Genomic DNA, 25,689 nt, shown 5'->3' with positions numbered 1-25,689 from the left:
GTACCTCCTAGGAAAAAAGTGCTGGATGGACAGTGTATCATAAAGGCGCCCTCTTTGAGAAGCATGAGAATGAAAGGGGTTTCAGGCGGTTTCTGTGCTGAACAGCTCCACGAAAGAAACGCCAAACGCCTTGCATGATTCCTTTTCCTGTGCGGTAGGGGCCAGCTCGATTTTCAAGCCGGGAAGAGGCGTGACTGCCCCGCGATCCCGTGCCTTTTGCAGCAGTATGTCGACAGCGGCGCCTACATGATCGTAGTTCGAGTCGCATGAGCCAAAAGCCGCCACCCTCTTGCCCGCCAGGCTGATTTCATCCATTTCGCCGTAAAAGTCCATGCACTCGTCAGGCAGTTCGCCATCCCCCCATGTGTAGGCACCAAGTAAGATACCGTCGTACGCCGTCAGCTCCTTAGCGGAAGCATCCATTACTTCTTTGATGGCGAGCGTAGCCCCCGTCGAGCGGATTCCTTCCGCGATCGCCCCGGCTATTTCTTCCGTATTTCCTGTCATGCTTGCGTACACCATCAGAATCGTTGGCATAGTAAACCTCCATAAAGATAATGAGTATCATTCTCATAACAAAAATAATGAAAATGATTCTCTTTGTCAATTATCAACTTTCTTTTCACAAAGCTGTTGCCACACGTAGGTGATTTTGGTAGAGTTAAATAAACTTAAGATAGTAAAGTCTAAATAGAGGTGCGCTACAGAAGAGTACATCTTTTCGCGGTCTGCCGGGGGGCAGGAAAAGATAGAAAGGCTAAGGCGCCGAAGCTGTTGCCGTTCCCCTGGATGGCAAGGGTTGGGGTGCTCGTGAACAATGATCATCCTGTCATGAGAAGAATCTCTCATGGAGCGCTATTTACGATTTGCTGGCGAGGGAATCGAAAGCAATGAGATAGCGTAATGCACTCATTGCTTTTTTTCACGTATAGGAATTCGTACGCCTTTGGTGTAAGGGTTCCGGTGCGCGAGGGCGAAGTACCTCAACTTCCTGGTCGGTGTTTGCAGCGTGATCCACCGCGCGTGAACCCGGTCGAGCCGAATCGGCTTAAAACAAGCAAGTTTCTATTAAAAGGAGGATGTACCCATGAACATGATGGATGCAAATGAAATTATCTCGTTTATTCAAAAAAGCGAAAAGAAAACCCCTGTAAAACTGTATGTCAAAGGGAATCTCGAAGGCATCAACTTCGGAGAGGGCTCCAAAGCTTTCCTGAGCGGCAATACAGGCGTCGTGTTCGGCGAGTGGAAAGAAATCGAGCCGGTTTTGGCGCAAAACGCAGACAAAATTGAAGACTACGTCGTGGAAAGCGATCGACGCAACTCTGCGATTCCGCTGCTGGACACCAAAGGGATCCAGGCTCGAATCGAGCCGGGTGCCATCATTCGTGACCAGGTGACCATCGGCAACAACGCCGTCATCATGATGGGCGCAAGCATCAACATCGGTGCCGTCATTGGGGAAGGCACCATGATCGACATGAACGCGGTAGTAGGGGGCCGTGGAACCATAGGGAAAAACTGCCACATCGGTGCAGGCGCTGTCATCGCAGGCGTGATCGAACCGCCATCTGCTCAACCGGTCGTCGTGGAAGACGATGTCTTGATCGGTGCCAACGCTGTTATTCTGGAAGGCATCCGCGTAGGAAAAGGAGCCGTTGTAGCTGCAGGCGCGATCGTGATTGAGGATGTGCCTCCGTACACGGTAGTAGCTGGCACACCTGCCCGCGTCATCAAGCAAATCGACGAAAAAACCCGTTCGAAGACGGAAATCAAGCAGGAGCTGCGTCAGCTGTAAGGGGTGAATGACATGGATTGGCGTTCGCTCGATGAACAGTACATTATCTCTACGTACAAAAGGCTACCGATTGCTATCGCAAAAGGCGAGGGCAACTACCTGTACGACACGGAGGGCAAAGGGTACCTGGACCTGTTTACGGGTCTAGCCGTAAACGTGCTGGGGCACTCGCATCCGCGCATCCTGAAGGCGTTGCATGAGCAGGGCGACCTGTTTTTGCACATCTCCAACGTCTTTCTCAATCAGCCTGCCATTCGCCTGGCGCAGCGGCTGGTAGAACAGACAATCGCCGGGAAAGTCTTTTTCACCAACTCCGGAGCGGAGGCGACGGAAGCGGCGATCAAGCTGATTCACAAATGGACGAAAGCGGAAGGAGCCGGTCGGGAAGGGATCGTGGTCTTGCGCAACAGCTTCCACGGCCGCACGCTCGGAGCGGTCCGCCTGACCAGACAGGCTCACGTCTATCAGGACTTTCCGCAGCCGGTATTCTCGGTCTATGAGCTGGACGCCGAAGATACGGAAGGGCTGCGTGAGATTTGCCGAACGGCGAAGCCTGCCGCCATCCTGATGGAGCCAGTACTCGGCTCCGGAGGCGTGGTTCCGCTCTCGGAGCCGTTTCTCCGCGACGTGGAAGCGATTTGCCGAGAAGAAGGCATGCTGTTTGCCATGGATGAAATCCAGACGGGGATGGGGCGCACCGGAAAGCTGTTCGCCTACCAGCATGCAGGCGTGACGCCGGATCTGATCCTCTTTGCCAAAGGCGTGGGCGGAGGCTTGCCGCTCGGCGGGGTAATCGCTGGCGAAAAACTGATGGATCTGTTCAAGCCAGGCGACCACGGGACGACTTTCGCCCCTTCGCCGCTCTCGGCCGCCCTTGGGAATGCCGTGTTGGATGAGCTCCTGGACCCCGGCTTCGAAGCTCATGTGAACGAAGTGATCCAATACCTTTGGGATGGACTTGCGGCCTTGCGCGAGCGGTTGCCGCAGCATTTGCAGGCCCTGCGCGGAAAAGGAATGATGGTCGGCATACCGTTGAGCGTATCTCCTGAAGAAGCGAGCCGTCTGCAGCGCGATCTGCAGGAAGAAGGGATTCTCGTCGACGTGACGCAAAAGACCATCGTGCGACTTCTGCCGCCGCTGACGCTGACGAAAGCGGACGTAGACCGTTTCCTGGCTGTTTTTGCCAAGCGGCTGACTGCAGCCAGTTCCGCCAAGGAGGCGTAAAATCATGAGCGTATCTCCGTTTGTACAGATCCGCCGAGACCTGCATCAAATACCGGAACCAGGCTTTCAGGAAGTGAAAACGCAACAGTACTTGCTACGCTACCTGGAAGGACTCTCTGAGGAGCGCCTGCAGATCAAGAAGTGGCGCACCGGCATTCTCGTGAGGATCCCAGGCACCGATCCCAAGCGCACGATCGGGTGGCGAACGGACATGGACGGGCTGCCGATCACAGAGGAGACGGCGTATCCGTTTCGCTCACTCCACGAAGGATTCATGCACGCCTGCGGCCACGACGTGCACATGGCGATCGCCCTCGGACTGGTGACGCATTTTGCAGAGCATCCGATCGCAGACAATCTGCTGTTTTTGTTTCAGCCGGCGGAAGAAGGGCCAGGCGGCGCTTTGCCGATGATGCGCAGCGAGGAATTCGCCGAGTGGCGCCCGGACTGCATCTTCGCGCTCCATATTGCCCCGGAGTATCCGGTTGGGCACATCGCGACGAAGCCGGGCATCCTGTTTGCCAACACTTCCGAGCTGTTTGTGGATCTGGTGGGGAAAGGGGGACACGCTGCATTTCCCCACAAGTCCAACGACATGGTGGTCGCAGCGAGCCATCTGGTGACACAGCTGCAGTCGATCGTCGCCCGCAATATTGATCCGCTGGATTCCGCCGTGATCACGGTCGGCAAGATCGAGGGCGGCACGAAGCAAAATATTATCGCGGAGAGAGCGCGGCTCGAAGGCACGATCCGCACGTTCTCGATGGAATCGATGGCGCGCGTGAAAAGCCGGATCGAGGCCTTGGTGAAAGGGATCGAAGCTGGCTTCGAATGCACCGCCGCCATTGACTACGGCTGCGGGTACTGCCAAGTGTACAACGAGGAAGCCTTGACCGAAGAGTTCATGGCCTGGATGAGCGAGGAATGCCGGGACGTGACCCTCATTCGCTGCCAGGAAGCGATGACCGGAGAAGACTTCGGGTACTTTTTAACGGAAATTCCGGGCTTCCTGTTCTGGCTCGGGGTCGACACGCCGTACGGATTGCACCATTCCAAGATCGAGCCGAGCGAGGACGCGATCGAGGTCGCGATTCGGGTCGTTTCCCGCTATTTCACGTGGCTTTCAAGCCGATAACCGATGCTTGCTTCACGGAGCAGTCTTTCGCAGACTGCTCCTTTGTTTTGCTTAAAAAGAGTCGCAAGGATGAAATTCGCTGTCTCATTTCGAGTCTTTTTTCGCAGAAGACAAGGCTGTGAATAAGTCTTTCTTCCTGAATGCTGGCGCTGTGGATACTGTGGATATTGTTGAAAAAAGTTGGGTTTCGACCACAACTATTTGCGTGTTCGGGCGTATAAACTAGTAAGCACAAATTCGGAATAACAAGCGCTGCCGCGCAAGCATACAGGAGGAACAAGACATGAAAAAAGCAATGTTGTCAGCCTTGTTGGCATTGACTGTCGTTGCCGGTGTAGGGAGCACGGCTTTGGGTGAGGGATCGATGCGGGTTTTTCTTGGTGGTGAACGGATCGTGAGCAGCATGGGATCATCCAATGCCAATTCAGTGGAGGATCTCGTGAACCGCATGGGCGGTTTTACCGAATACGACCAGAACTCCGGCAAATTGGAAATTGTCAAGCCGAATGTGAATATCCTGGTTTTGGAAGGCATCCAGCAGACGCGCAACAAGACCGTGGTCTTTAGCAATCCGATCAAAGGGTACAGCGACAAAAACGTGCCACGGACGTTCAATGTCTTTGTCGAAGTGGACGAAGCGCCGGTCGCCAAAGACCTTCGCATGCAGCTGGTGTTGATTGCGCCGGACGGGAAAGAAGTGGAGAAGGGGAAAGAATGGAAGTTCTCCACGCAAAACGCCAACAGCTTCTATTTCTCTGAGCCGTTCGTATCAACCAAGCTGGAGAGCTATGGCACCTACAAGGTTCAGGTGCAAATGAAATCGGAGAAATTCAAGTCGTACGTAACCGTCGGGGAGAACAGCTTTACAGTTGGACGATAAAATATAGCTTGTTTGCGTTCCCACGTGGCTTGTTCGCATGGTATAATAGGTGGAAAAGCCGATATACATGGTGAAAGCGAGTACATGAAAGAAAGGAACGATGGGAGCGAATGGAGACAAATCCCCCGCGATCATCCACAGACGTAGAAGGCCCGAGTATACGCATTGCCTGGAAGGATGAGCATTCGATCCAGGCAGAGTGGAGCATGACAAAGGAGTTCGAGCAGGAAGTGGAAAAGAAGTTTGCGATTCCGTTCGCCGAGCTGCCGTTTGTGCTACGCCTTTTCGATGTGACTGACCGCAAAGAGATCCGCGATGATGGCACTGACCTGTACACCGATTTTGATATCAACCACCGCTCCTCCGAGTGGATACTTTACGGGGTTACGCAAGGATTGGAATATTGCGTCGATCTCGGCATTCGGATGGTGGATGGAAGGTTTTATTCGCTATCGAGATCTCAAATGATTTGATCAACGTGCTCATGAATAAGGGAGACCCTCTGAATCAGAGGGTCTTTTGTTGTTGATAAAAGTCCTATCTCGTATAAGGGCAGCCGCGGCTCGGCCAAAAAGCATGGCGCAGCCAGGTGCTCAAATGGTCAGGGCATTTGGCGCTGCTTGTCGAGCAGTCGCAGGGCGACAGCCAGAACTGCCCAGACCGGCATCGGTTCGTCTGGCTTGGATAGCCATTCGGGGGAAGTCAGCAATCCTTCCTTGAGCGCTCGCTTCACGAGGTCGATTTTCCATTCCGGATAGGGAGAAGGGTCTTGAGGCGAGAATTGATCGTACTTGCTCAGGTTGTAAGTCTGGATGAGGGTGGTCAGCTTTTCGGCATATTGCGGGTCAGTGGCATAGCCCGCTTTCTCTAGAGCTTGGGCGGCTTCCTGGGGCGAAGCCGCGGTCACTACCTTTTTGTAGAGCGGCTGGAGCAAAAAGTCGGCGTGGTCATCGATGGACTGCTGGTAGTTGTAATAGGCTTTGAACTGGGAGTTCCGCGTCACGACTTGCCCATTTTCCACTTCCTTGCTGGCGATCGTGACCGAGCCGGCCGGTCCGGTTCCCTTGATGCCGAACAAGTTGTACGAGGAGCGTCCCGTCACGGGATCGGCCGGGACTTTGTTTCCCCAGCCTGATTCCAGGATCGCCTGGGCAATTGTGATCGACGGGAAAATTCGATGTGTCAAAAACGTCTGTCTGGCGGAGCCAGCCACCAGATCGATAAATGCCTGCGTTTCCATCGGGTCACCTCTTTTGCAGCTTTGGCTTTTTTATACGTATGGAAAAGTTCAGGCAAAGGCAATGGGCAAACCATAAAAAAACAGCCGCACATGGACGGCTGTGTCATTGATCGAATCCCATTTCTTACGGTTTGCGGGGTTGAAAATACTGAATCCGGTTGTTGAACAAGTGCAGTTCGGCTTTGTAGTCGCGGGCCAGATAGCGGCAGTACTCGTTCGCCTTGTTTTTATCGCCGTGGGTGGCGGATTCCGGCAGGGAAATTTGAATGTAGTGCTTTTCTTGGCCGTTGACTTCGGTGGAGCCCACTCCGACGACAATCGCTTTGTACATATTCGGATCTTTTCCTTTGAGCAGGAACCAGGAGCCTTTGCCTTCTTCCCGCTCCTCCAAGGTATAGGGAAAGGCGGCGTCGGCATAGGACCAACCGAGCTGCTGCCCCGTCTTTCCGGTCATGTCGATATATCGGGCAAACTTTGCTTTTACGTCTTCGATGTCTGCATGTGTGGCTGTGGAACCTTCTACGAAATAAATGTAGGCCGATTGAAGTTTCACGATTGCACTCACTCCTAGCACCGAGAATGTCTGCGTTTAGTGTAGCATTGCTTCCACTCTTTGACAATGCGGCAATTCCGAGCGGAAAATAATTGCGCGTCTTTTCTGAAAAGTGTAAAATATAATTACTATTCATATAGTCGCTGATGGAAAGAACAAGAATCACATGGAGGAATTGACCCTATGCAGGAGGTCTCAATTAGAAACGTATTCGAAGCGCTGAACACGATGCGCGCCATTGACGTGGTGAACAAGGAGGACTGGGAGAGGGCAGCGAAGGAAGCCGAGCTGGATTCCTCCGTTCAACTGAACATTCTCTGGATCATTTATTGCTACGAAGGCGTGCGGGTCACACAAATTGCCGACTGGACCTTCTGGCATCCCTCATCGATCGTGATTCATATCAAGAAGCTGATGGAAAAAGGTATGGTGACCATCGAAAAGTCGGAGCTGGACGGACGTGTCGTGCATGTCTATCCGACGGAAAAAGGACGACAAGTCATCGAGGCCAGCCGGCGAAGCGTACCTTCTATTTTTCGTTTGACGTATGCGTTGGAGAAAATGGAGGAACGATACAGTACAGCGGTAGTCGAACTGTTTTTTGAATGCCTTTCCTTTGTCGCGCAATCGTTGCACGGGGTGGAAAAGGTACGCTGGATTCAAGAGGGCGAAGATCGTGTTCCAAACTCCCGGCACTTGATCAGTTAAGTACCGGGAGTAGCAAAAAGTCGGGTTTTCACGTATACTAGGAAATACTCCGAATATTTACGCAACAACATTCGGGGACAAACTTACGATGAGGAGGGATTGCTGATGGAGCACTACGACCACTTATACGAGGAGTCGGAGAATGCCAATGTACGTTTTCTCGGATTTGTCTCGGAGGGAACTCGCCACGATTTTGGGATCGTCTTTACGCACAAGTTTTACGGGAAGCCTCTGGTGATCTGTATGCAGACTGGGCAATCGACCCTTCTCAGTTCAGAGGACGCTGTGAACCCCGGATATCTGCAAAAGATCTTCCGGCTGGGTTCAGAAAGCGAAGCGGAAGCCCTCGCCCATTTTTTACAAGACTACTTGCCAACGATGCCATACGAAGAAAATCAGTATTAGCAGGCGAGCAGAAGTTTACCTTCTGCTCGTTTTATTTCGCAATCAGATTTGACAACTTGGCGGAGCGGTCAAGCGTACAAATAAGGGGGAGAAGACGTGCACAAACATTGCTGGCTGGCTCCAGACCAGAGGGGGACAGTCGTGCTCGTACACGGAACGGGAGAGCATTATGGCCGTTACGAGCATGTGGCTGCCTATTTGAACGAACGAGGCTGGAGCGTATTTACAGGGGATCTGCCGGGATGGGGAAGGTCCGCTGGAAGGAGGGGGCATATCGATGACTTCAAGCGGTATGTCGAAGCGGTTGGCGTCTGGATGCGGGATGCACAGGATGCGGCAGAGGAAGAGCAGCCGCTGTACATAATGGGGCATAGTCTTGGAGGCTTGGTGGCGACAAGGTTTGTCCAAAGCTGCGATCGCCCAGGCGAAATCACGGGCCTGATCCTGACCTCGCCCTGCCTGGAGCTGAAGCTGTCCGTTCCGGCATGGAAGGCGCAGCTCGCGCAGTGGCTGGACCGCGTCTGGCCGACTCTGGCGATGCCAAACGGAATATCTCCCGACCAGGTGTCGAGGGATCCGGCGGTACAGGCCGCGTATCGCAGTGACCCACTCAATTATGCGAAGGTAAGTGTCAGATGGTATCAGGAGCTGCAACGGGCGATGAGACTCGCTTGGAAGGAGCGGGAGCGCATCGCCGTCCCCGTCTTGGTCATGCAAGCCGGAGACGATACCCTGGTCAATGCCGATGCTGTGGAGCGATTCGTCGCAGGGATCCCGTCACACACCGAGTTTCAGCGTTGGGAAGGACTGCGCCACGAAGTTTTGAATGAACCGGAAAAAGAACAGATACTGGAGCGCATGGCAGCATGGATGGATCGATCCGCAAAGCAAATGTGACATACTAATTAAAACAAAATGAGTGTAATTACCGTATTGACTCCTAATGTTGTGTCATATTAAGATAGATTCAGCATCATATTTACGCAGATATGACCAATCACTCACACTGCTTCCGGGCAATGTGACAGCGGAGGGGAACATACATGGGAACAATCATCTGTCAAACCTGCGGGACGATCATTGAACATTTCGAATCCAATTCGGTGAAAACGCTTTACGCTGTTTGCAGCTGCGACTGCCAGGCGGGTCAAAAGCAGGAAAAAGAATAATCGAAACCTTAGTCAGGCCGCGTTGCGAGGCCTGTTTTTTTTGACAACCTTTTCAACATGGGGGATAATAGGTAAGAGTGAAAATTGTGGCAAGAGGAGGAATTGTTCCATGAAGCTAAAACCGAGGCAGGGATGGTTGGCCGCAGCGCTGTTGGTCACTTCCCTGTGGAGCGGGACACCGGCATTTGCGTCCGGCATCGGCGACGAAGTGAAGATAGATGTGGGCTCACCTGAAATCGCCAAGACCGGTTTCGACATTTCTGAGGACTACGCTGTGTGGATGGTTGAAGGGGAAAAGACCATCACGCTTTATGATCTGGATAACCATTCGGAAAAGAAGATCGGCAGCGAAGAGTCTACAAAGACAAGTCCACGTGTTGACGGCAAATACGTCGTTTGGATCGACTCCCGTGATGGAGGATCCGATGTGTACATGTACGATATTTCCGATGAAAAGGAAACACGCCTCACAAGCGGATCGGCAAAGGTGACGCACCTGGAGATATCCGGCAAGAATATTGTCTGGGACGACCAGAGCAACGGCGGTTCGGACGTTTACATGTACAACATTACTTCCGGTGAATCCGAACAAATTTCCACAAGCGGCAAAGCAAGCAATCCTACTATCGGGGATACATACATTGCATGGCAAGACGTGCGCTCCGGCAATGCAGACATCTACTACTACGACATGAAAGCCGGTCAGGAAAAAGCAGCGGTGACTTCTCGCGGCGACCAAGTGAATCCGTCCGTGTACGGGAATCAGATCGTATATGAAGACCAGAGCGGCACCTACAGCCAAATCGCCTTGTACACGATCGGCAACAGCAAAATCAAGAAGCTGACAGACTACTCCGGTGACAAAACCTCTCCGCATCTTTACAAGAATACCTACTTGTTCGTGGACGATGGTCATGCAACCTACGGAACCACGTCGAAGACGACGACGAAAGACATTGCGAGCTTTATTTACGACAAACTGCCTCCGCGGGTTTACGGAGACTACGTCCTGTATGCAAAGGCGGATAACAACAAGAAGCTCCGCCTGAATTTGTACGATCTCGATGAAAAAGAAGCGCTGCAGATTGGCGACGTAGGAGGAGAACCGAGCCAACCGGATGGAAGCGACCGATATGTCGTCTATATTTCGGAGAATCGCAAAAACTCCTCCGTTATTCTGTATGACGTGGAAAAGGGTACAACCAAAGCTATAACGACTGTGGATGCAGACCCGATTCGTCCTCTTGTCAGCAATCGCTACGTCGTCTGGTATGATGAGTCCGAGGATGCACTCTTTTCCTACGACATTAAAAAAGGTGTCACGAATCAAGTCACGGACGAAGATGACGACCAAGAGCCGGATAAAAAACTGTACGAGATCGACGGTGACATGCTTCTGTGGGTAAACATGCAAAGCAGACCTGACATCATGCTGACTGATCTTTCTACAAACAAGAGCAAGGAAGTCAGCACGCTGCGGAAAGATCCGCTCAGTGTAGACATTTACGGGAATTATGCGACGTGGGTGCTTGAGCAAAGCTCCAATAAAGCAAGCATCGTCCTGTACGATATCGACGACGATGACGAAACCGAGATTCGCAAAAACGTGCAAGTGAAAACTGCCAAACTCGGAGAAGATTTCGTCGTATGGAGCGAATATACCGATTCTAAAAAGCCGAGCTGGGATTTGTACTACTACGACCTCGACCGAGAAAAGACGACTTCTCTGCTGCGTTATGCAGACCGTGACCAAATTAACCCGCAAGTATCCCGCAACATGGTATTGTATGAGGACAACCGACTTTCGCCAAAACAGAAAGATTTTTACTTTGAGTTGTACGATGCCGAGGAAGGTTCTTACAGCGACTATTCCTGGAGCAGCAAAGCAGAGGTAGAAGAAGCCCGCATTGGAGGGAATCGCCTCGTTTGGATTGACACGCGTGATGGAGACCCATACGTCTATACGCTTTCGTTTGCTCGGCCACAGGATGATGACGACGACGAGTCTGATTCTGATGAGGATGAAGAAACGGACAACTAACAACCTCACAACCATTTCAAAAACCCAGGCAGCTCGTGAGCCCCACTTGCTGTCTGGGTTTTTCGTGTAAATGGCTATGCTCCCGGCTAGGATCGCGCCAGCAAATGCGGCCGCGACAGCCACAGCCCAAGCAGAAAAAGCGCAAAGGCCACGAATGCGGGGAACAGGTGAAGAAAGTCCGTGTAGCCGACGGAAAAATGAACGCCGATGCCTGCCGCAAAGCCTGGCAGCCCGGAGAGGCAGAGAGTCCGCCAGATCCAACGCTCTCCCCTTCGGAACCCCCAAAGGCTAAGCAGAAGGACGGCCATACCGTCGGAGACGAGCGCCCCGCCAAACCCTGCCCGATCGTGGGCGATGAGCGGGATCAACCGTTCATTGTAGGCTTGCAGCATTTCCGGTGAAGCGCACAGAAACAACAGATCAGAGGGAACGAACACACCGGTCACACCGATAAGTGAAATGATCACGCCTGCAGCGGTCAGCCCGAATCCAATCACGACAAACGACAGTTGTCCCCAGAGGGCACGCCTCCATTGAGTGTCATTGGACAGCTGCACCGGGAGAGTGGGGAGATGAATGCCGGCAGGGGCACGCAAGGCAAGGAGAAAGGCGGGAAACAGGATGATGGCCAGGATGGCGTGCAAGGCATCAAAATAGCCGTATCCAATAAACAGAAAAAAGCTGGAAAAACCGACAGCTCCGGAAACAAGAAGGATTTGCCTGGCTGCGTGATGGCCGTGCCGAAGGCCATGCCGAGCCAGCCCGCAATAGATGACACCGATGGAAATCATCGTCCCTGCGAGGCTGATGCGGTCGTGCGACATAAAGGGAAGCAGTCGGCTGTTCAGGAGCACCAGCTCAGCTGCCCCCATTCCGAGGAAGCTCTCGTCGTAGGGGAGCACGACGCTTGTGGCGGCGATGAACCAGGCCAACGCGCCGCCTACGATCATCCCGATTCCCAAGAGCATGCCCCATACCCATGGCGGGACGAAGGACTTGCCGGAAGAAGGCAGTGTTTCGGTCGACGCGATCGGATTCGCCTCTGGCTGTGACCGAGTTTGCCAGATCGCTTCGTTGATCCGCTTGGGAAGTCCAGGCCCTGAGTAGACGAGACCGCTATGCAGCGAAATGAGATCGGCGCCCGCCGAAAGCATGTGCAGCGCGTCAGCTGGCTCGTGAATGCCCCCGGAGCCAATGATGATCGATTCCGGCCAGCTCTGCCGGAGCCATTGTACGAACGCCCGGCTTGACGCGAAAACGGATGGACCGGTCAGCCGCGCATCGGTGCAGCCAACAATGAGGGACTCGACTTGGATGCCGCCCGCTACCAGCACGCCCGCAAAGCCTTCCTCCCACGCAGGCTGGAATAGCTCTGCGGCGTAAGGCTTATTGCTGTCAGGGGGCAGAAGGAGGAAGAGCGGCAGATCCGTCACTTTCCGCAGCTCGCGCACAAAAGCTCGCCATTGTGTATGGCTGCGAGTAAGTTCCACCGGAAACCAGCGTGTATCCACAGAAAAAAAGGAGCAGCTCTCGCCGAGTTGCTTTGCAAGGAAAAGCACTTCCGCTGTCGCCTCCGAAATCGTTGCGCCGGGTTTGCTTGCCAGCCTCGCCCCGACAGGAACGCCGAGCGTCGGCGCTGATCGCAATCGTTCGCGGTAAACATGCACGCCCGGATTCTCCAAGCTTTTCTCTCCAGGGTAAAGGATAGATCGGCTGTCTGCCTGACGTAGGAGCTCGTGATGGGAGGAAAAGGGCTCTGCGGTAATCGGGCCAAACTCGATATATCCGACTCCAAAGCGGCTAAGCGCCTGAAGGCCGGTGCCGTACGGATCCAGACCAGCCCCTATTCCTACCGGAGAGGAAAACGAGATGCCGGCCCATGTTCTTGATAGTTCCTGGGGAGGCTTCATATGGCCCATCAGCTCAATGAGCGAGGGTCCGCCTGGGCATTTTGCCAACGTACCGATTGCCCGCAAGGTAAGGTCGCGCGCCCTCTCCGGGGAGAGAAGAAAGAGGAGGGGACGAAAGATTGGATGGTAGGACCAGTCTGGCACGACGGTTCACTCCTCTGCGTGTACTCACGACCATTTTATCAAAAAGTTCAGCCATCTTCCGGCTCGCTGAAAAGAAAAAAGCTGTTGCCCGCTATGAGCAACAGCTTTCCAATCAAAAGCCTGGCGATTCTCCCGAAAAGCAGCCCGAATGTGGTCCCTTTCTTAACCGGAGATTGCCGTCTGACGCTTCACGACTTTAATCGTCTTGAGTGTTTCATCCTCAGGTCCTTGGACAGGCAAGCCGACCCGAATGTTTTCCAAGATGTAGGCGATATTCTCTTCGGTAATCACTTCTCCCGGAAGGAAAATCGGAATCCCAGGCGGGTAGACCATGATGAATTCGGTGGTGACTCGCCCTGCCGCTTCTGCCAGCGGAACAATTTCCGTCTCCGCATAAAACGCGTCGCGCGGTGTAGTGGACAGCAGCGGAATATTCGGCAGCGAGATCGTCGGCTTTTCCTCTGCTTGCACATGGGCGAACTCGACGGACAAGTCGCGCAGCGCGTTCACCAGCGTCTGGATGGATTCTTCCGTATCGCCGGCTGTCACGAAGCACAAGATGTTGTACAAGTCGCTCATTTCGACTTCGATGTTGTACTTGTTGCGCAGCCAGTTCTCCACTTCCCAGCCGGTGATCCCCAGATCGCGGACGTGGATGAGCAGCTTGGTCGGATCCATGGCGAAGGTGGCCGGTTTGCCGAGAATCTCCTTGCCGACGCAGTAGATGCGGGGGATCTCGTTAATCAGGTTCCGGGCTTTTTCGGCGAGCTGCATCGCTTGCTCTGCCAAAAGGTGCCCGTTCAACGCCAGGTGCTGGCGCGCCATATCAAGCGATGCCAGGAAAATATAGGAGGTGGATGTCGTCGTCAGCATGCTCATCACGGTTTTGACGCGGTCGACATCGACGAGTCCTTCTCTTACATTCAAAATCGAGGTTTGCGTCAACGAGCCGCCAAGCTTGTGCACGCTAGTGGCAGCCATGTCCGCACCTGCCTGCATCGCAGAGATCGGCAAGTCTTCATGGAAATGGATGTGCACGCCATGTGCTTCGTCTACGAGTACCGGGATCTCATAATTATGCGCGGTCCGTACGATTTCCCGCAAATCACCGGCAATCCCGAAGTAAGTTGGGTTGATGACGAGCAGGGCGGCTGCATCCGGATGGGTTTCCAGCGCTTTTTGCACGGCTTTCACGGTGATTCCGTGAGAAATGCCCAAGCGCTCGTCCATCGCAGGGTGAATAAAAATAGGAACAGCGCCTGCGAAAATGATGGCGGACATGACGGATTTATGCACGTTCCGCGGGACGATGATTTTGTCGCCAGGCTTGCACGTAGCCATAATCATGGCCATGATGGCACCGCTCGTCCCTTGCACGGAAAAGAAGGTATGGTCAGCCCCGAACGCTTCGGCGGCAAGATCCTGCGCTTCCTTGATCATCGCCTTCGGGTGATGCAAATCATCCAGGGGCGCGATGTTGATGAGGTCAATCGAGAGAGCGTTCTCCCCGATAAACTCGCGAAATGCCGGATGCATGCCCATACCCTTTTTATGGCCCGGAATGTGAAATTGAATCGGGTTCCGGTTGGCGTGCTCCAACAACCCGCTGAACAAAGGAGTTTTCATTTGTCTCACTACGATCGCCTCACTTTACGAATCAAGAATCTGTAGGGGTAAAAACAAACAAATTGAGTATAGCAAAAAAGGGGGGGAAAGCAAGCGAATTTTTATTCATATTCCTGGCCCAAAGCAGGAGTTTCCTTGTGTTTTCCAGAAGTCTTACGAAAACGGGGTGATGAGATGAAAACGAGAGTAACCGAATTGCTTCAGATTGACTATCCGGTCATTCAAGGCGGATTGGCCTATTTAGCATACGCAAATCTGGCGGCAGCGGTGTCAAATGCGGGCGGATTGGGCCAAATTACGGCGATGTCGCTGCCGTCCCCTGAGGCTCTGCGCGAGGAAATCCGCAAGGTCCGGACGATGACAGAGCGCCCCTTTGGCGTAAACTTCGCCATCGGCCAGTACAACCACTCGTACGAGCCATTTGTGGATGTGGCCGTTGAAGAAGGCGTCAAAGTCATTTCGGTCACGGGAGGCAATCCGGAGCCGCTCATCCGCAGGCTGGATGGCCACGATGTGAAAAAGCTCGTGCTCGTCGCATCGGTGCGGCAGGCCCAAAAGGCTGAATCCATCGGCGCCGACGCCGTCATGGCGGTCGGTCAGGAAGGCGGAGGCCATCTGGGGCGCGATGATATCGGGACGTTTGTCCTGATTCCCCGCGTAGTGGATTCGGTGTCGATTCCGGTGCTGGCGAGCGGAGGAATCGGCGACGGCCGGGGGATTCTTGCCGCACTTGCTCTAGGAGCCGATGGAGTGGAGATGGGCACCCGGTTTATCGCCACACAAGAATGTGTCCATGCACATGCGGCTTACAAGGAAGCCCTGCTCAAAGGAACGGAACACGATACTGCCGTCATCAAACGAACGTTGGGGGCTCCGGCCCGTGTCGTCCGTACGCCCGGATCCGATCGCATCCTGGAGATGGAAAAGGAAGGCGCTGGATACGAGCAGTTGAAACCGTTGATCAGCGGCCAAAATAACCGCACCTTTATTTATGACGGGAATGAACAGCAAGGCTTCGGCTGGGCCGGGCAAGTCATTGGCCTGATCCACGACGTGCCGACTGTCCAGGATTTGTTTGACCGGATGTTCGGCGATCTCGGCAGCTCGCTGGCAAAACTGCAAGGGTACCAGACACGAAAGGGCTGATCTCATCCTAGTGTTCCCGGGCAGTCGCAAAAAACAAAAGAACAGGCACACGCTTTAGACGAGAAAGCGGACCTGTTCTTTTGCATATATAACTATACAAACATATCGGGAGGCGGTTTATGAGCCAGAATGACCCAGATTGTACAGCTTGGTCAGGACCCCGAACGTCTTGTCCAGCCGGCCGAGCAGCGCATCTTTGTCAGCCAGCACGGGATCGTTGCGATCGATGGTAATGCCGCACAGCAGCTCTGCCTTTTTTACTTGGGCGAGCCTGTCCACCAGTTTTTTGACGCCTTCTTTGCCGAGCAGCGCCTGTGGAGTGCTGTCTGGCTCAGTATGATCGGGAGACCAGCGGAAATCATCCGGGACGATTGCAAGGATGTCATCCAGATGCTCACCCAGTGCACGGCTGATTTCACCTTTTGCCGGTGCTTCGTATATAACGGCATACCAGACGAACAGATGAGTGCCCCACAAGCCGACTTGAAAGTGCGGATGCTTTTTATAGCCGCGCTTGTCTGCCGCCCAGGCAACCCAGGTATCAGCCGGAGGGTTCACCGTTCGCCTCGCGTGTTTTGCCACATGAAAAAACATTTCGGAGCCGGTCGCCACGGAGATGGCGGGGGCAAAATGCTGGCCGAGCGACTCCAGCTTGGGCCGGACGATCGTCTTGATCGCTTCCATTCGCTGATCGAGACCTTCTATGCGGAAAACATCAAAATCTTCTTGCTGAAATCCAGTAAATGTATCCACTTTGCGAACACCTCATTCGTACTCTTCACCCTGCAAACCACAAGAAAAGGGCGAACGTCCCTGTCAAGGGAGCTTGGAATCCTCCATATGATATCATACCACGTAGGAAAAAAATACATGCCGGGATACGAATAGCAAAACCGCTGCCTGAATAATATGATATACCACTCACTCCCTTACAGCGCAGTTTTTATCTGAGTATTCTGTTAATGGGAGGGGCCTTGATGAATCTCGGCATCGAGTTGGAGTATTTCAATCTGGCTGTCTGGTTTAATCGCAAAACGTTGCACGCGATGGTGCAGGCCCTGGTGGAAACAGGGGTGAGCGTCACGTGGAAAGAGTCTCCCGAGCAGTTTCACCTCCTCGTGAACACCACAGGCGGAAAAGCCGACTGGAAGTTGCAGCGGGTCAGCAGCTCTTACAAGCTGCAGCTCACGGGCGTACCCATATCCGACTCGCGGGTGGCACAGGTTTTGTACCACTTTGTCGAGGAAGCGAAGGGGCACGCCATCATCCGGACGCGTCTTGCAGATAGTGTCCAAATGACGTACATCCGGTACGGCGAAACCGTCAGAACAGTGGAAATAAAAGGAGCTGAGAAAAAAGTGATCTACGAAAAATCTTGCAATGTGACGATGGATCAGGTCATTGCCGCGTTGAAACGACGTGATTCCGAAGAACGCATTCCCGTATTGCGCCTGGAGCTGGACTACGAACTCGCGACTTTGTACGACGCCATGAAGGCGGAAGACAAGGGACAAATGAAGGAGTCCAAGGAACGCTTGAAACAGCTCCGCAGGGAAATGCTGCTCTTGGAAGCGTAAGGTAGACTGGAGGTACCCCAAAGGACGATGAGTTTGACACATAGGCATAGGGAATGAAAAAAGCGGCATCTCGCAAAAACGAGGGTGTCGCTTTTTTTGGTTTCGTCCTGCTCTAAAAAGAGCTTGCATGGCATCTCCTGTCTGTTCCATGGCAGATCGAGGGAGAAACGCGCTTACAAATCGCGAATTTCGGCAGACTATGTTTGAATGACGGGCGAAGCGGAGTTACAATAGAAAAGGATTTTGGCACCCTATGCACCAGAAAGGAAGAAAACGTTTCATGGAACCATTCCTATCACAACTCCCGAATGCGGGAATCCTGCTCCTGGCTGTCCTCGTATTGAATGTCGTGTTGCTTTTCATCTGCATCATGCAATCGCTCAGAGTCAGCCGGATGCGCAAATCAATCAACAGGTTAATGACCGGAGCAGGTGGAGCGAATCTGGAAGAAGGGATGCATCGATTGCTGGATCAGGTGGATGAAGTCAAAAAGATGCACAGCGACCAGCAGTTCATGATCAATCGTCTATCCCAGCGTATAGCTTCCCAGTGTGGGAATGTGGCTATCATCCGCTACAACGCGTTTGGGGACGTCGGATCTGATCTCAGCTTTTCACTGGCGATTGTAGATGAAGCCCAGAATGGCGTCGTCATCACGAGCATCTTCGGGCGTGAAGAATCCCGCGTGTACGCAAAACCGTTGGAAGCCGGCCAATCCCCGTACCACTTGTCCGAAGAAGAGCAGGCCGCCATCAAGAAGGCCATGAACCCTCCGGTAGGCGCATAAACCATTTCGCATTTCACAGAAATGGTAAGCATATGGATGAATCAGAGAGTTCTTTTCGTTTTTCGGCGGCTGAACGCACAAATTCAGCTTTTTTGCGAAAATTCATCACCTTTTCACTCAAGACTTTTCAGGTCGCCTGTTGTATAATGGGAGATGTCAAGGTTGGTTTTTTTCGTAAATACAAAAAGTAGGTGATCCGCCTTCATTACCCAAATCGATTTTCGATTCGCGGGGCAAGGCCAGGTTCTACAGCGTTCCTTCGTTGACACTTAGCGTAACTCCTTCTATTCGGATGATTGTTAGGTCGAAATTGGCCCATGCAAACCAAAAGAATTGAGGAGATATTATGGCACAGCGTTTAGCGACTAACTACGCCAAGGCCTATTTTACCGTGAGTGAAGAAGAGCTGAACCAATTCGTCTCGCTCTTCACCAATGAACACATTTCAGTCGATGTCAAAGTTTGTGACAATGGTGATCGTGACGTGATTCTGACAGACAAAAGCGGCGAAATTCAACTGAGTTTTCTGCGGTCTGGAAATCGCTATTCGTGCGACAGTTCGTATCTCATCCAGGATCGACAATTGGCGAATGCCATGCGAAAAGCGATGAAAACGTTCCGAGGCTACGGAATTGTCCACCGGATTTACGATGGCTTCACGGTCGTATACCATTATGATCAGGGATCGGTCGTGAGCATTCACGAAATGTCCGGCGACGAGGAAACGTCCATCTTTGAAAACAACTCAGCGAACGTGGCCGGCGAACTGGAGTCCTTGTTCCAGCAAGACGGCGGCGAGCGGGAGATTGAGTCCCTATATCAAGAGACGGACCGATGGCTGGATCTGCGAAATTGGGCAAGAAGCAATGCCCCTGGAAAACTCTCTGCAATTGATAGCCGATTAGCCGCTTTATCGAAACGTCTGTTTGAACTGGAAGTGTAAAAGTAAATGGGTGCCCAGGCGCCCGTTTTTTTATTTGCGGGAACCAGAAAACGCGCAAAAGCTTGGCAGAGCCCGGTTTTCTAATTTCCTATATTTTTTACGAAAAGGGTATTGTCAAAGTAGGCAGAAGCATGGTATTGTTGTTTTCGTTGGAAACAGGATTAGGAACCAGGATTCACTTTAAAGGGTGGATAACAAGAGGGAAACCGCCCCCGTTAGTGAATGACGCAGGTCCTAGCGATGTTTAACATTACACTTGCTAGGAAGGGGGAACCGAAAGATGGAATACTCGACTTTCGGAAGACACGTTGCTGTTGACACATGGGGAGTTCAGTTTGACTTGTTGAACGACGCAGAATTTTTGAAAAAAGAAATGATTGAAGCTGCTGAGGCTTGCGGTGCTACGGTACTGAGCGTGCAAGCAAAGCAATTTTCTCCTCAAGGTGCTACCGTTCTGGTTCTTCTCTCGGAAAGCCACCTGTCCATTCATACGTATCCTGAGCGTGGATTCGCTGCTCTGGATTGCTACACGTGCGGTGAGACGGTTGATCCGCAAGTCGCTATCGATTACTTGGTATCCGTGCTGAAGCCGGAAAAAACCTACGCGAAGAAACTCGTTCGCGGTACTGGTGAACTGCAAGTAGTTGAGCCTGAAATCAAGGCAGCGCAACTGGTTAACAAGTAATAACGAGGAAGTATTCAAGAGGTGCGGAGTGGTTCCGCACCTCTTTTACGTGAGAGATTATCGAAACGGGGCTGTGACGGTGCGGCCCATGTCTTTGAGCAAAATGCCAAAGTCTGTCACGGCATTGGCAGTATCTTGGGCGATGGTGGTTCCCGAATGGTGGCCGTCGCGTGTCCGATACGATGCTTCGTTATAGATGGAGGAGTTTAACTGGCGGATCCGCGCAAACATGGCGGGATCGCCCGTGACCCGAATGTTCATGGCGGGAGAAACGGCCCTGGCTGCCGAATGAACTTGCTGTTCCACGATGGATTTTTGAGCTGGCGCAAGATTGTCCCGGATGCGAATGCCAATCACGGCATCGTTACCGTGTACGACCACTGTCGCCCGATCTACTCCTGGGACGTCATCGGCTACGCGCGTAAGCCGCTCCGCGAGGTTTTGGTTGAAACCTGTCGCCGTAAATCCGTTTCGGTAATGATAGGCGTGCGTCCCTGGCGAAAAGGCATTGGTACCTTGCGTATGCGCATAGGTTCCCCGCGTATACGCGTTGGGGTCATGAGCCATACTGTTTCGCATATCGGACGTCGCATTTGGCACAGCAGCATTTTGCGTGTGTGGAGTGTTTTGCGGCCCTGCACTGGAGCTGGCGCAACCAGCCAGCGATGACAGCGCCATTACGCCTGCGAGGGCAATCGGCCATTTTGATTTCATGGGGAACACACCTCCTTTTTGTTAGTATGACGTTCCTGGCGTCACGTAATCAGGAAGGGATTCCCGTAAAAAACTCCCCATTGTGCCGCGTTTCACGAACTGTTAATATGGAAGATACGCATAACAGAGGAGGTTCACATGAAGCGTCTTGATATACGCAACATCGCCATTATTGCCCACGTTGACCACGGAAAAACGACGCTGGTTGACAAACTGCTCATTCAATCGGGCACATTCCGCAGCAATCAGCAGGTAGAGGAGAGAATGATGGACTCCAACGACCTGGAGCGGGAGCGCGGAATCACCATTCTGGCAAAAACCACATCGGTCAAATACAACGAATACACCATCAACATTTTGGATACGCCTGGCCACGCCGACTTTGGCGGTGAGGTGGAGCGGATCATGAGCATGGTGGATGGCGTGCTGTTGATCGTCGACGCCTTTGAGGGATGCATGCCGCAGACGCGCTTTGTCCTCAAGAAAGCATTGGAAGCAAAAGTGACCCCGATCGTCGTCGTCAACAAGGTCGATCGTGAAAATGCCCGTCCGCAAGAAGTGATCAACGAGGTGTACGATCTCTTCATCGATCTGGACGCAACAGAGGATCAGCTGGACTTCCCGATTGTGTACGCATCCGGTTTGCAAGGGATTGCGGGTCTGGAGCCAGACAAGCTCGAAGGCGATCTGCGCCCGCTGTTTGACGCGATCATCGAGCATATGCCTGCTCCTGATGCCGATGAAAACGCCCCGCTGCAAATGCAGGTGACCATGCTTGACTACAACGACTTCCTCGGCCGTATCGGGATCGGACGCATTTACCGCGGCACCATGAACGTAAACGACATGGTATCCGTAACGACACGGGAAGGCGTCGTGAAAAAAATGCGCATCCAGAAGCTGTTCGGCTTCTCCGGCTTGCAGCGCGTCGAGCAAAAATCGGCGAAAGCGGGAGATATCGTCGCGATCGCAGGTCTGGATGACATCAACGTAGGGGAGACCGTCTGCGATGTGGATCATCCGGATCCGTTGCCATTCCTGAAAATCGACGAGCCGACCCTGCAAATGACGTTCCTCGTGAACAACAGCCCGTTTGCAGGCCGCGAAGGTAAGCACGTGACGTCCCGCAAGCTGCGCGACAGGTTGATGGCAGAGCTGGAAACGGACGTGTCCCTGCGCGTAGAAGAAACCGATTCGCCCGATGCGTTCATCGTTTCCGGACGCGGCGAGCTGCACTTGTCGATTCTGGTGGAAAATATGCGCCGGGAAGGCTTCGAGCTGGCGGTGTCCAAGCCGGAAGTGATCGTCCGTATGATCGACGGGCAAAAAATGGAGCCGGCCGAGCTGTTGGTCATTGATGTGCCGGAAGAATATACGGGCGCGGTCATGGAAACGTTGGGGCAGCGCAAAGCGGAAATGGTCAACATGGTCAACAACGGGTTTGGGCAAGTGCGCCTGGAATTCATCATTCCTTCCCGCGGATTGATCGGCTACCGCACCGAGTTTTTGACCATTACGCGCGGCTACGGCATCCTGAACCATTCCTTCGACAGCTACCGTCCGCTCGTAGTGGGAGCGGTTGGAGGACGCCACGCCGGCGTGCTCATCTCCCACGAGACCGGTACGGCTACGACGTACGGCCTGATGTCCGTCGAAGACCGCGGCATCATGTTCATCACGCCGGGTACAGAAGTGTACGAAGGCATGATCGTTGGCGAGCACAACCGCGACAACGACTTGACGGTAAACGTATGTAAAGAGAAGCATGCGACCAACGTTCGTTCGGCGACAAAGGACGAGACAGTCAAAATGAAAACGCCGCGTACGTTGACCCTGGAAGAGGCTTTGGAGTATTTGAACGACGACGAGCTTTGCGAAGTCACTCCTCAGTCCGTACGACTGCGCAAAAAGCATCTGAACAAATCGGACCGCGAGCGCTATGAAAAACAAAAACGCTGGGAAGCCCAGCCCCAAGCGTAAGGAAAGAAACAAAGCAAGCCGTTTCACCGATGAGGTGAGACGGCTTTTTTTGTAGGGCAACCGCGGCTCCGCCAACAAGCATGGCGTAGCCGGGCTTTCTCATGGCAGCCTGCCAAGTTTCCGCGCCCAACGGCTATTTGCAGCTGTGAGGAGGCTTGTGCGGCGGCGGAGGAGGCGTCGGGATCGGCAGTTGCTGGTCTTGCAGCACTTTCAACCCCAAGCGAAGTACGATTTTCTCACGCACGACCGTGAAGGAATGTTCAAATCCATTGACGCTTCTTACGTTTTGGCCCAGATCTAGCTCGGTGAACTCGGAAAAGAGCAGTTGGCAATACGGCCGCTCATTATAGACTTGCCGATTCCCGTGGAGAGCGGCAGTCAGCAGCGGGCCATGTCCGGAATGATCGAGTAGCTGTCCGGACGACGTGAAATCGGGCGCAAGCTGAAGCGACGGTCCCCCTGTGGGAAAGGTCAGATCGGTGCAAAAATCAAACGGAATCAATGCAGTCGTATGGCGGATATCGCCGCAGACAGCAGTAGCGGAATAATGATCGACTGTGGCGTACTCGATGGTTTTGCGAATGAGGCCACTGACGAACAATTTCGCCATCTTCGGGTTGAACGTGGGCACCAGCTCGCACTGTTCCAAAATCACCGATTTCCACGTCCGCTTGATTTCCACAGCAGGCTTCTCCAGATGAACGTCCGCTTCCACGCAGATAATAACGGATGGCTCTGCCAAGGTCACCGGCACTTTGATCGTTTTGGGGGAAAGGACTTCGCTGCTGGCTGTTCCGAACGAGCGGACATTTTCCACGAAGCAGGACGGTTCTTGCGGCGGCTTCTGCTGATGCTCGTGCTCGTGATGAGAACCATGTTTGTGGTTGTCGTCGTCGTCATCATCGTCATTGTGAGACCTGTGTTTATGTTTACGACTGTCTTTGTCCTACTCTTTTTCTTTGTTTTCCCTATGGTCTTTGTTTCCCATACATTCTCCTCCTGTTTCCCTTTACATCCTGACATGATAGGATATGGCTTGCCCGATTCAGCGGAAGCGGCGATTGACAAGCGTAAACAGCCCTTTTTCACGAAGAGAAAGGGCAAGAGATCAGGCGATGAGCAGAGCATGATCGAATTAGGATCGAGCTGTCCAGAGAGGTGCCCCGGACTCGGGTCCCGACAGGGGAAGGAATTGTTTGCGAAACCACCACACACGTCCGCATATAAGGATGAGCCCTTCTTGCTCCCGGTTGGAGGAGCAGGCAGCGAGCGGGTTGGACAGCCAGGTCATTTTCCAGTCTCCCGCTTCTGCCCATCTTTCTTCTGGATAGGGGGGAAGCGAGAGGGGAGGGACGTTTTTTTGAGGGGAAGCGGTAGCTGCTGGACGAAGCACGGTCGCAGAGAAAGGCAGCAGCACCGTCTCATGTCGCACGACAGCATCGCCTAGGGCGGTTCCCGTCCCCGTTACGATCATCTCGCCTTCTATCCAGAGCGTTGATCCTGATTGATCATAGCGAAGTTCGGTGGCAGACATCCGCACTTCGATGTCCACCCTGGCCCAAGGGCGACTCCATTTGATTCGAACCCGCTGCTCCCATTGAACCTCCCACACCTCCTCTACAACCGTCACTCGCACCAGCAGTCGATTGGGGCTAGAAGCATAAGCGATATGCGGGTATATCATCGCGTCGTTTTTGGTATAGGCGGCAGGGGCTTCGGAAGTTGGCAGGAGATACTCCGGTGAAGCGGAAGTATGCTTCTGAACAGGGGGAGGAAATTCTTCTGCGTTCATGAGAGGACTGTGGTCGAAGAGAGGGGGAGTCGGATCTTGACGCTCTCCCTCGTGGCGCGATTCGCCAGCCGCGGCCGCAGACAAAACGAACGACTCTTCGGTTTCCCCGCCCGCTACATGGGCATGATCTGTCTGTTTGGGGGCAGCAGGCTTTGTGGAAAGTGGTCTCATTGCTGTTTGGCGCTTGCGGCCATTTCGATTGAAGGGGACTCCTGTTACTCTTTTCAAGCTCTGGATGGGCGTTTTTTTGCCATTGCCGATGCTGGGATTCCCTGTAGGGGAACGCATGGATTTGCCTGGCTTCCCTCCGGGTCTGTCTACTTTCGCAGCGGTTACCGCGTTATCCAAAAGAGGGCGGATATGGCCATGTGGTCGGGTCGCCCCTCCTGTTTTTCGGGACGAGGGGGAGCTGCTTCGTCTGTTTAGTTCCGGTCGTTTGGCTGTCACGGTCAACACCTCCCTGCTTTTCGTCGACAGATATCCTATTATCCATACGCAAAAGCCGCTGTCCCTGTATAGTCGCCTGCCGTACCACATCAACAAATGACGCGGATTTGGGATTCCGCGTGGATAAAAAAACCACCCCGTCAGCAATTGCGGGGTGGCATCAGGAGATCAGGTATTCAGCAAGGCTTCGATGTCAGCGGCCAACTCTTCCGGCTGTGTTCGCGGATCGATCCGCTTGTAGACCTGGCCGTTTTTGTCCACCAAAAATTTGGCGAAATTCCATTCGATATCTTCGCCATTTCCGGTAGGCGCATGTCCCTTCAAGTACTGGTAAAGCGGATGGGTAGCGGGACCGTTGACATCGATTTTGGCGAACAGCGGGAAGGTAACGCCATAATTCCGGTCGCAGAACTCGGCAATCTGTTCCTCGCTACCCGGCTCCTGACCTGCGAACTGGTTGCACGGGAAGCCCAGGACGACCAGTCCTTTTTCCCGGTAACGTTCGTACAGCTCCTGCAATCCTTTGTACTGCGGTGTGAGTCCGCATTTGCTGGCAGTATTGACGATCAGGAGCACATGCCCTTTGTACTCGGCCAACGTCTGTTCCGTGCCCGAGATCGTTTTCACAGCGATATCGTAAATGCTCATTGGAGATTCCCACCTTTTTGGCATTCTTTGGCTTTATCATAGCACGTCCATTGCGATCCATGCCAGCAATTGGCGCTCTGCGACGCTCCGAGAAGATCGCATTTCCATTTTTGACAGGGATTACGCCACCTGATAAA

26 protein-coding genes and 1 riboswitch are annotated in these 25,689 nt (G+C 53.2%); of the genes, 16 read left to right on the top strand and 10 right to left on the bottom strand.

Annotated features, from left to right (window positions below):
- Positions 1-81: 81 nt before the first annotated feature.
- Positions 82-537 carry a flavodoxin gene (locus RGB73_RS19445; protein ID WP_310764408.1) on the bottom strand — a complete coding sequence of 152 codons (456 nt, stop codon included), beginning with the start codon at positions 535-537 and terminating at the stop codon, positions 82-84.
- A 146-nt stretch (positions 538-683) separates the two neighbouring features.
- Positions 684-866: riboswitch (Lysine riboswitch) on the top strand.
- A 221-nt stretch (positions 867-1,087) separates the two neighbouring features.
- On the opposite strand from RGB73_RS19445, the gene dapD reads away from it, so the two are divergent.
- From dapD to RGB73_RS19420, 5 genes are all read left to right on the top strand, one after another.
- Positions 1,088-1,798, top strand: a complete 711-nt coding sequence (dapD, locus tag RGB73_RS19440) for a 2,3,4,5-tetrahydropyridine-2,6-dicarboxylate N-acetyltransferase (protein WP_310764407.1) — start codon at positions 1,088-1,090, stop codon at positions 1,796-1,798.
- 12 nt (positions 1,799-1,810) lie between these two features.
- Positions 1,811-3,022: an aspartate aminotransferase family protein gene (locus tag RGB73_RS19435; RefSeq protein ID WP_310764406.1), complete on the top strand. Its 1,212-nt coding sequence runs from the start codon at positions 1,811-1,813 to the stop codon at positions 3,020-3,022.
- Positions 3,023-3,026: 4 nt separating this feature from the next.
- Positions 3,027-4,157: an N-acetyldiaminopimelate deacetylase gene (locus RGB73_RS19430; protein ID WP_310764405.1), complete on the top strand. Its 1,131-nt coding sequence runs from the start codon at positions 3,027-3,029 to the stop codon at positions 4,155-4,157.
- A gap of 283 nt (positions 4,158-4,440) precedes the next feature.
- Positions 4,441-5,037, top strand: a complete 597-nt coding sequence (locus RGB73_RS19425) for a hypothetical protein (RefSeq protein ID WP_310764404.1) — start codon at positions 4,441-4,443, stop codon at positions 5,035-5,037.
- Between the two features lie 110 nt (positions 5,038-5,147).
- A complete protein-coding gene (locus RGB73_RS19420) occupies positions 5,148-5,510 on the top strand; it encodes a DUF4912 domain-containing protein (protein WP_310764403.1) in 363 nt (120 codons plus the stop codon).
- A 128-nt stretch (positions 5,511-5,638) separates the two neighbouring features.
- Here the strand turns inward: RGB73_RS19420 and RGB73_RS19415 are convergent, their stop codons facing one another.
- Positions 5,639-6,277: a glycoside hydrolase family 73 protein gene (locus tag RGB73_RS19415; protein ID WP_310764402.1), complete on the bottom strand. Its 639-nt coding sequence runs from the start codon at positions 6,275-6,277 to the stop codon at positions 5,639-5,641.
- A 124-nt stretch (positions 6,278-6,401) separates the two neighbouring features.
- Positions 6,402-6,830 (bottom strand): DUF1885 family protein, encoded by a 429-nt coding sequence (locus RGB73_RS19410; RefSeq protein ID WP_310764401.1) that lies wholly within the window; start codon positions 6,828-6,830, stop codon positions 6,402-6,404.
- 183 nt (positions 6,831-7,013) lie between these two features.
- On the opposite strand from RGB73_RS19410, the gene RGB73_RS19405 reads away from it, so the two are divergent.
- The 5 genes from RGB73_RS19405 (at position 7,014) to RGB73_RS19385 (ending at position 11,153) form a co-directional block, all read left to right on the top strand.
- Positions 7,014-7,538 (top strand): MarR family winged helix-turn-helix transcriptional regulator, encoded by a 525-nt coding sequence (locus RGB73_RS19405; RefSeq protein ID WP_310764400.1) that lies wholly within the window; start codon positions 7,014-7,016, stop codon positions 7,536-7,538.
- Between the two features lie 105 nt (positions 7,539-7,643).
- Positions 7,644-7,943 carry a DUF3055 domain-containing protein gene (locus RGB73_RS19400; protein WP_310764399.1) on the top strand — a complete coding sequence of 100 codons (300 nt, stop codon included), beginning with the start codon at positions 7,644-7,646 and terminating at the stop codon, positions 7,941-7,943.
- A gap of 96 nt (positions 7,944-8,039) precedes the next feature.
- Positions 8,040-8,840 (top strand): alpha/beta hydrolase, encoded by an 801-nt coding sequence (locus tag RGB73_RS19395; protein WP_310764398.1) that lies wholly within the window; start codon positions 8,040-8,042, stop codon positions 8,838-8,840.
- Between the two features lie 146 nt (positions 8,841-8,986).
- Positions 8,987-9,112, top strand: a complete 126-nt coding sequence (locus RGB73_RS19390; protein WP_310764397.1) for a GapA-binding peptide SR1P — start codon at positions 8,987-8,989, stop codon at positions 9,110-9,112.
- A 109-nt stretch (positions 9,113-9,221) separates the two neighbouring features.
- The gene (locus RGB73_RS19385; RefSeq protein ID WP_310764396.1) at positions 9,222-11,153 is read left to right on the top strand and encodes a hypothetical protein; all 1,932 of its coding nucleotides are present in this window, start codon (positions 9,222-9,224) and stop codon (positions 11,151-11,153) included.
- A gap of 86 nt (positions 11,154-11,239) precedes the next feature.
- On the opposite strand, the gene RGB73_RS19380 is transcribed toward RGB73_RS19385, so the two are convergent.
- Together RGB73_RS19380 and RGB73_RS19375 are read right to left on the bottom strand one after the other, a co-directional pair.
- Complete coding sequence (locus tag RGB73_RS19380; protein ID WP_310764395.1) at positions 11,240-13,207, bottom strand: dihydroorotate dehydrogenase; 1,968 nt, start codon at positions 13,205-13,207, stop codon at positions 11,240-11,242.
- A gap of 162 nt (positions 13,208-13,369) precedes the next feature.
- Positions 13,370-14,842 (bottom strand): aminotransferase class I/II-fold pyridoxal phosphate-dependent enzyme, encoded by a 1,473-nt coding sequence (locus tag RGB73_RS19375; RefSeq protein ID WP_310764394.1) that lies wholly within the window; start codon positions 14,840-14,842, stop codon positions 13,370-13,372.
- 165 nt (positions 14,843-15,007) lie between these two features.
- On the opposite strand from RGB73_RS19375, the gene RGB73_RS19370 reads away from it, so the two are divergent.
- Positions 15,008-15,979: an NAD(P)H-dependent flavin oxidoreductase gene (locus tag RGB73_RS19370; RefSeq protein WP_310764393.1), complete on the top strand. Its 972-nt coding sequence runs from the start codon at positions 15,008-15,010 to the stop codon at positions 15,977-15,979.
- Positions 15,980-16,096: 117 nt separating this feature from the next.
- Here the strand turns inward: RGB73_RS19370 and RGB73_RS19365 are convergent, their stop codons facing one another.
- Entirely contained in the window at positions 16,097-16,732 is a 636-nt protein-coding gene (locus RGB73_RS19365; protein WP_310764392.1) for a YktB family protein, read from the bottom strand.
- Between the two features lie 224 nt (positions 16,733-16,956).
- Between RGB73_RS19365 and RGB73_RS19360 the strand changes: the two genes are divergently transcribed.
- The 4 genes from RGB73_RS19360 to speD all read left to right on the top strand — a co-directional run bounded on the left by RGB73_RS19360 (position 16,957) and on the right by speD (position 19,971).
- Positions 16,957-17,556, top strand: coding sequence for a hypothetical protein (locus tag RGB73_RS19360; RefSeq protein ID WP_310764391.1), 600 nt, complete (start codon positions 16,957-16,959; stop codon positions 17,554-17,556).
- A 280-nt stretch (positions 17,557-17,836) separates the two neighbouring features.
- A complete protein-coding gene (locus RGB73_RS19355) occupies positions 17,837-18,343 on the top strand; it encodes a DUF4446 family protein (RefSeq protein ID WP_310764390.1) in 507 nt (168 codons plus the stop codon).
- A gap of 346 nt (positions 18,344-18,689) precedes the next feature.
- Complete coding sequence (locus RGB73_RS19350; protein ID WP_310764389.1) at positions 18,690-19,286, top strand: hypothetical protein; 597 nt, start codon at positions 18,690-18,692, stop codon at positions 19,284-19,286.
- A gap of 280 nt (positions 19,287-19,566) precedes the next feature.
- Positions 19,567-19,971 carry an adenosylmethionine decarboxylase gene (speD, locus tag RGB73_RS19345; RefSeq protein WP_310764388.1) on the top strand — a complete coding sequence of 135 codons (405 nt, stop codon included), beginning with the start codon at positions 19,567-19,569 and terminating at the stop codon, positions 19,969-19,971.
- A gap of 57 nt (positions 19,972-20,028) precedes the next feature.
- Here speD and RGB73_RS19340 read toward each other — a convergent pair whose 3' ends face one another.
- Positions 20,029-20,685 carry a YhcN/YlaJ family sporulation lipoprotein gene (locus RGB73_RS19340; RefSeq protein ID WP_310764387.1) on the bottom strand — a complete coding sequence of 219 codons (657 nt, stop codon included), beginning with the start codon at positions 20,683-20,685 and terminating at the stop codon, positions 20,029-20,031.
- A gap of 138 nt (positions 20,686-20,823) precedes the next feature.
- Here RGB73_RS19340 and typA point away from each other — a divergent pair, with 138 nt between their 5' ends.
- Positions 20,824-22,665: a translational GTPase TypA gene (gene typA, locus RGB73_RS19335; protein WP_310764386.1), complete on the top strand. Its 1,842-nt coding sequence runs from the start codon at positions 20,824-20,826 to the stop codon at positions 22,663-22,665.
- A 133-nt stretch (positions 22,666-22,798) separates the two neighbouring features.
- On the opposite strand, the gene RGB73_RS19330 is transcribed toward typA, so the two are convergent.
- The 3 genes from RGB73_RS19330 to RGB73_RS19320 form a co-directional block, all read right to left on the bottom strand.
- Positions 22,799-23,482 carry a CsxC family protein gene (locus RGB73_RS19330; protein ID WP_310764385.1) on the bottom strand — a complete coding sequence of 228 codons (684 nt, stop codon included), beginning with the start codon at positions 23,480-23,482 and terminating at the stop codon, positions 22,799-22,801.
- Between the two features lie 318 nt (positions 23,483-23,800).
- Complete coding sequence (locus RGB73_RS19325; protein WP_310764384.1) at positions 23,801-24,904, bottom strand: hypothetical protein; 1,104 nt, start codon at positions 24,902-24,904, stop codon at positions 23,801-23,803.
- Positions 24,905-25,072: 168 nt separating this feature from the next.
- Positions 25,073-25,552 carry a glutathione peroxidase gene (locus RGB73_RS19320; protein WP_310764383.1) on the bottom strand — a complete coding sequence of 160 codons (480 nt, stop codon included), beginning with the start codon at positions 25,550-25,552 and terminating at the stop codon, positions 25,073-25,075.
- Between the last annotated feature and the right edge of the window lie 137 nt (positions 25,553-25,689).

It is taken from the genome of Brevibacillus brevis, assembly GCF_031583145.1.
In the GTDB taxonomy this organism is placed as follows: Bacteria; Bacillota; Bacilli; order Brevibacillales; family Brevibacillaceae; genus Brevibacillus; species Brevibacillus brevis_E.
This window is presented reverse-complemented; position numbering and strand designations above follow the sequence as displayed.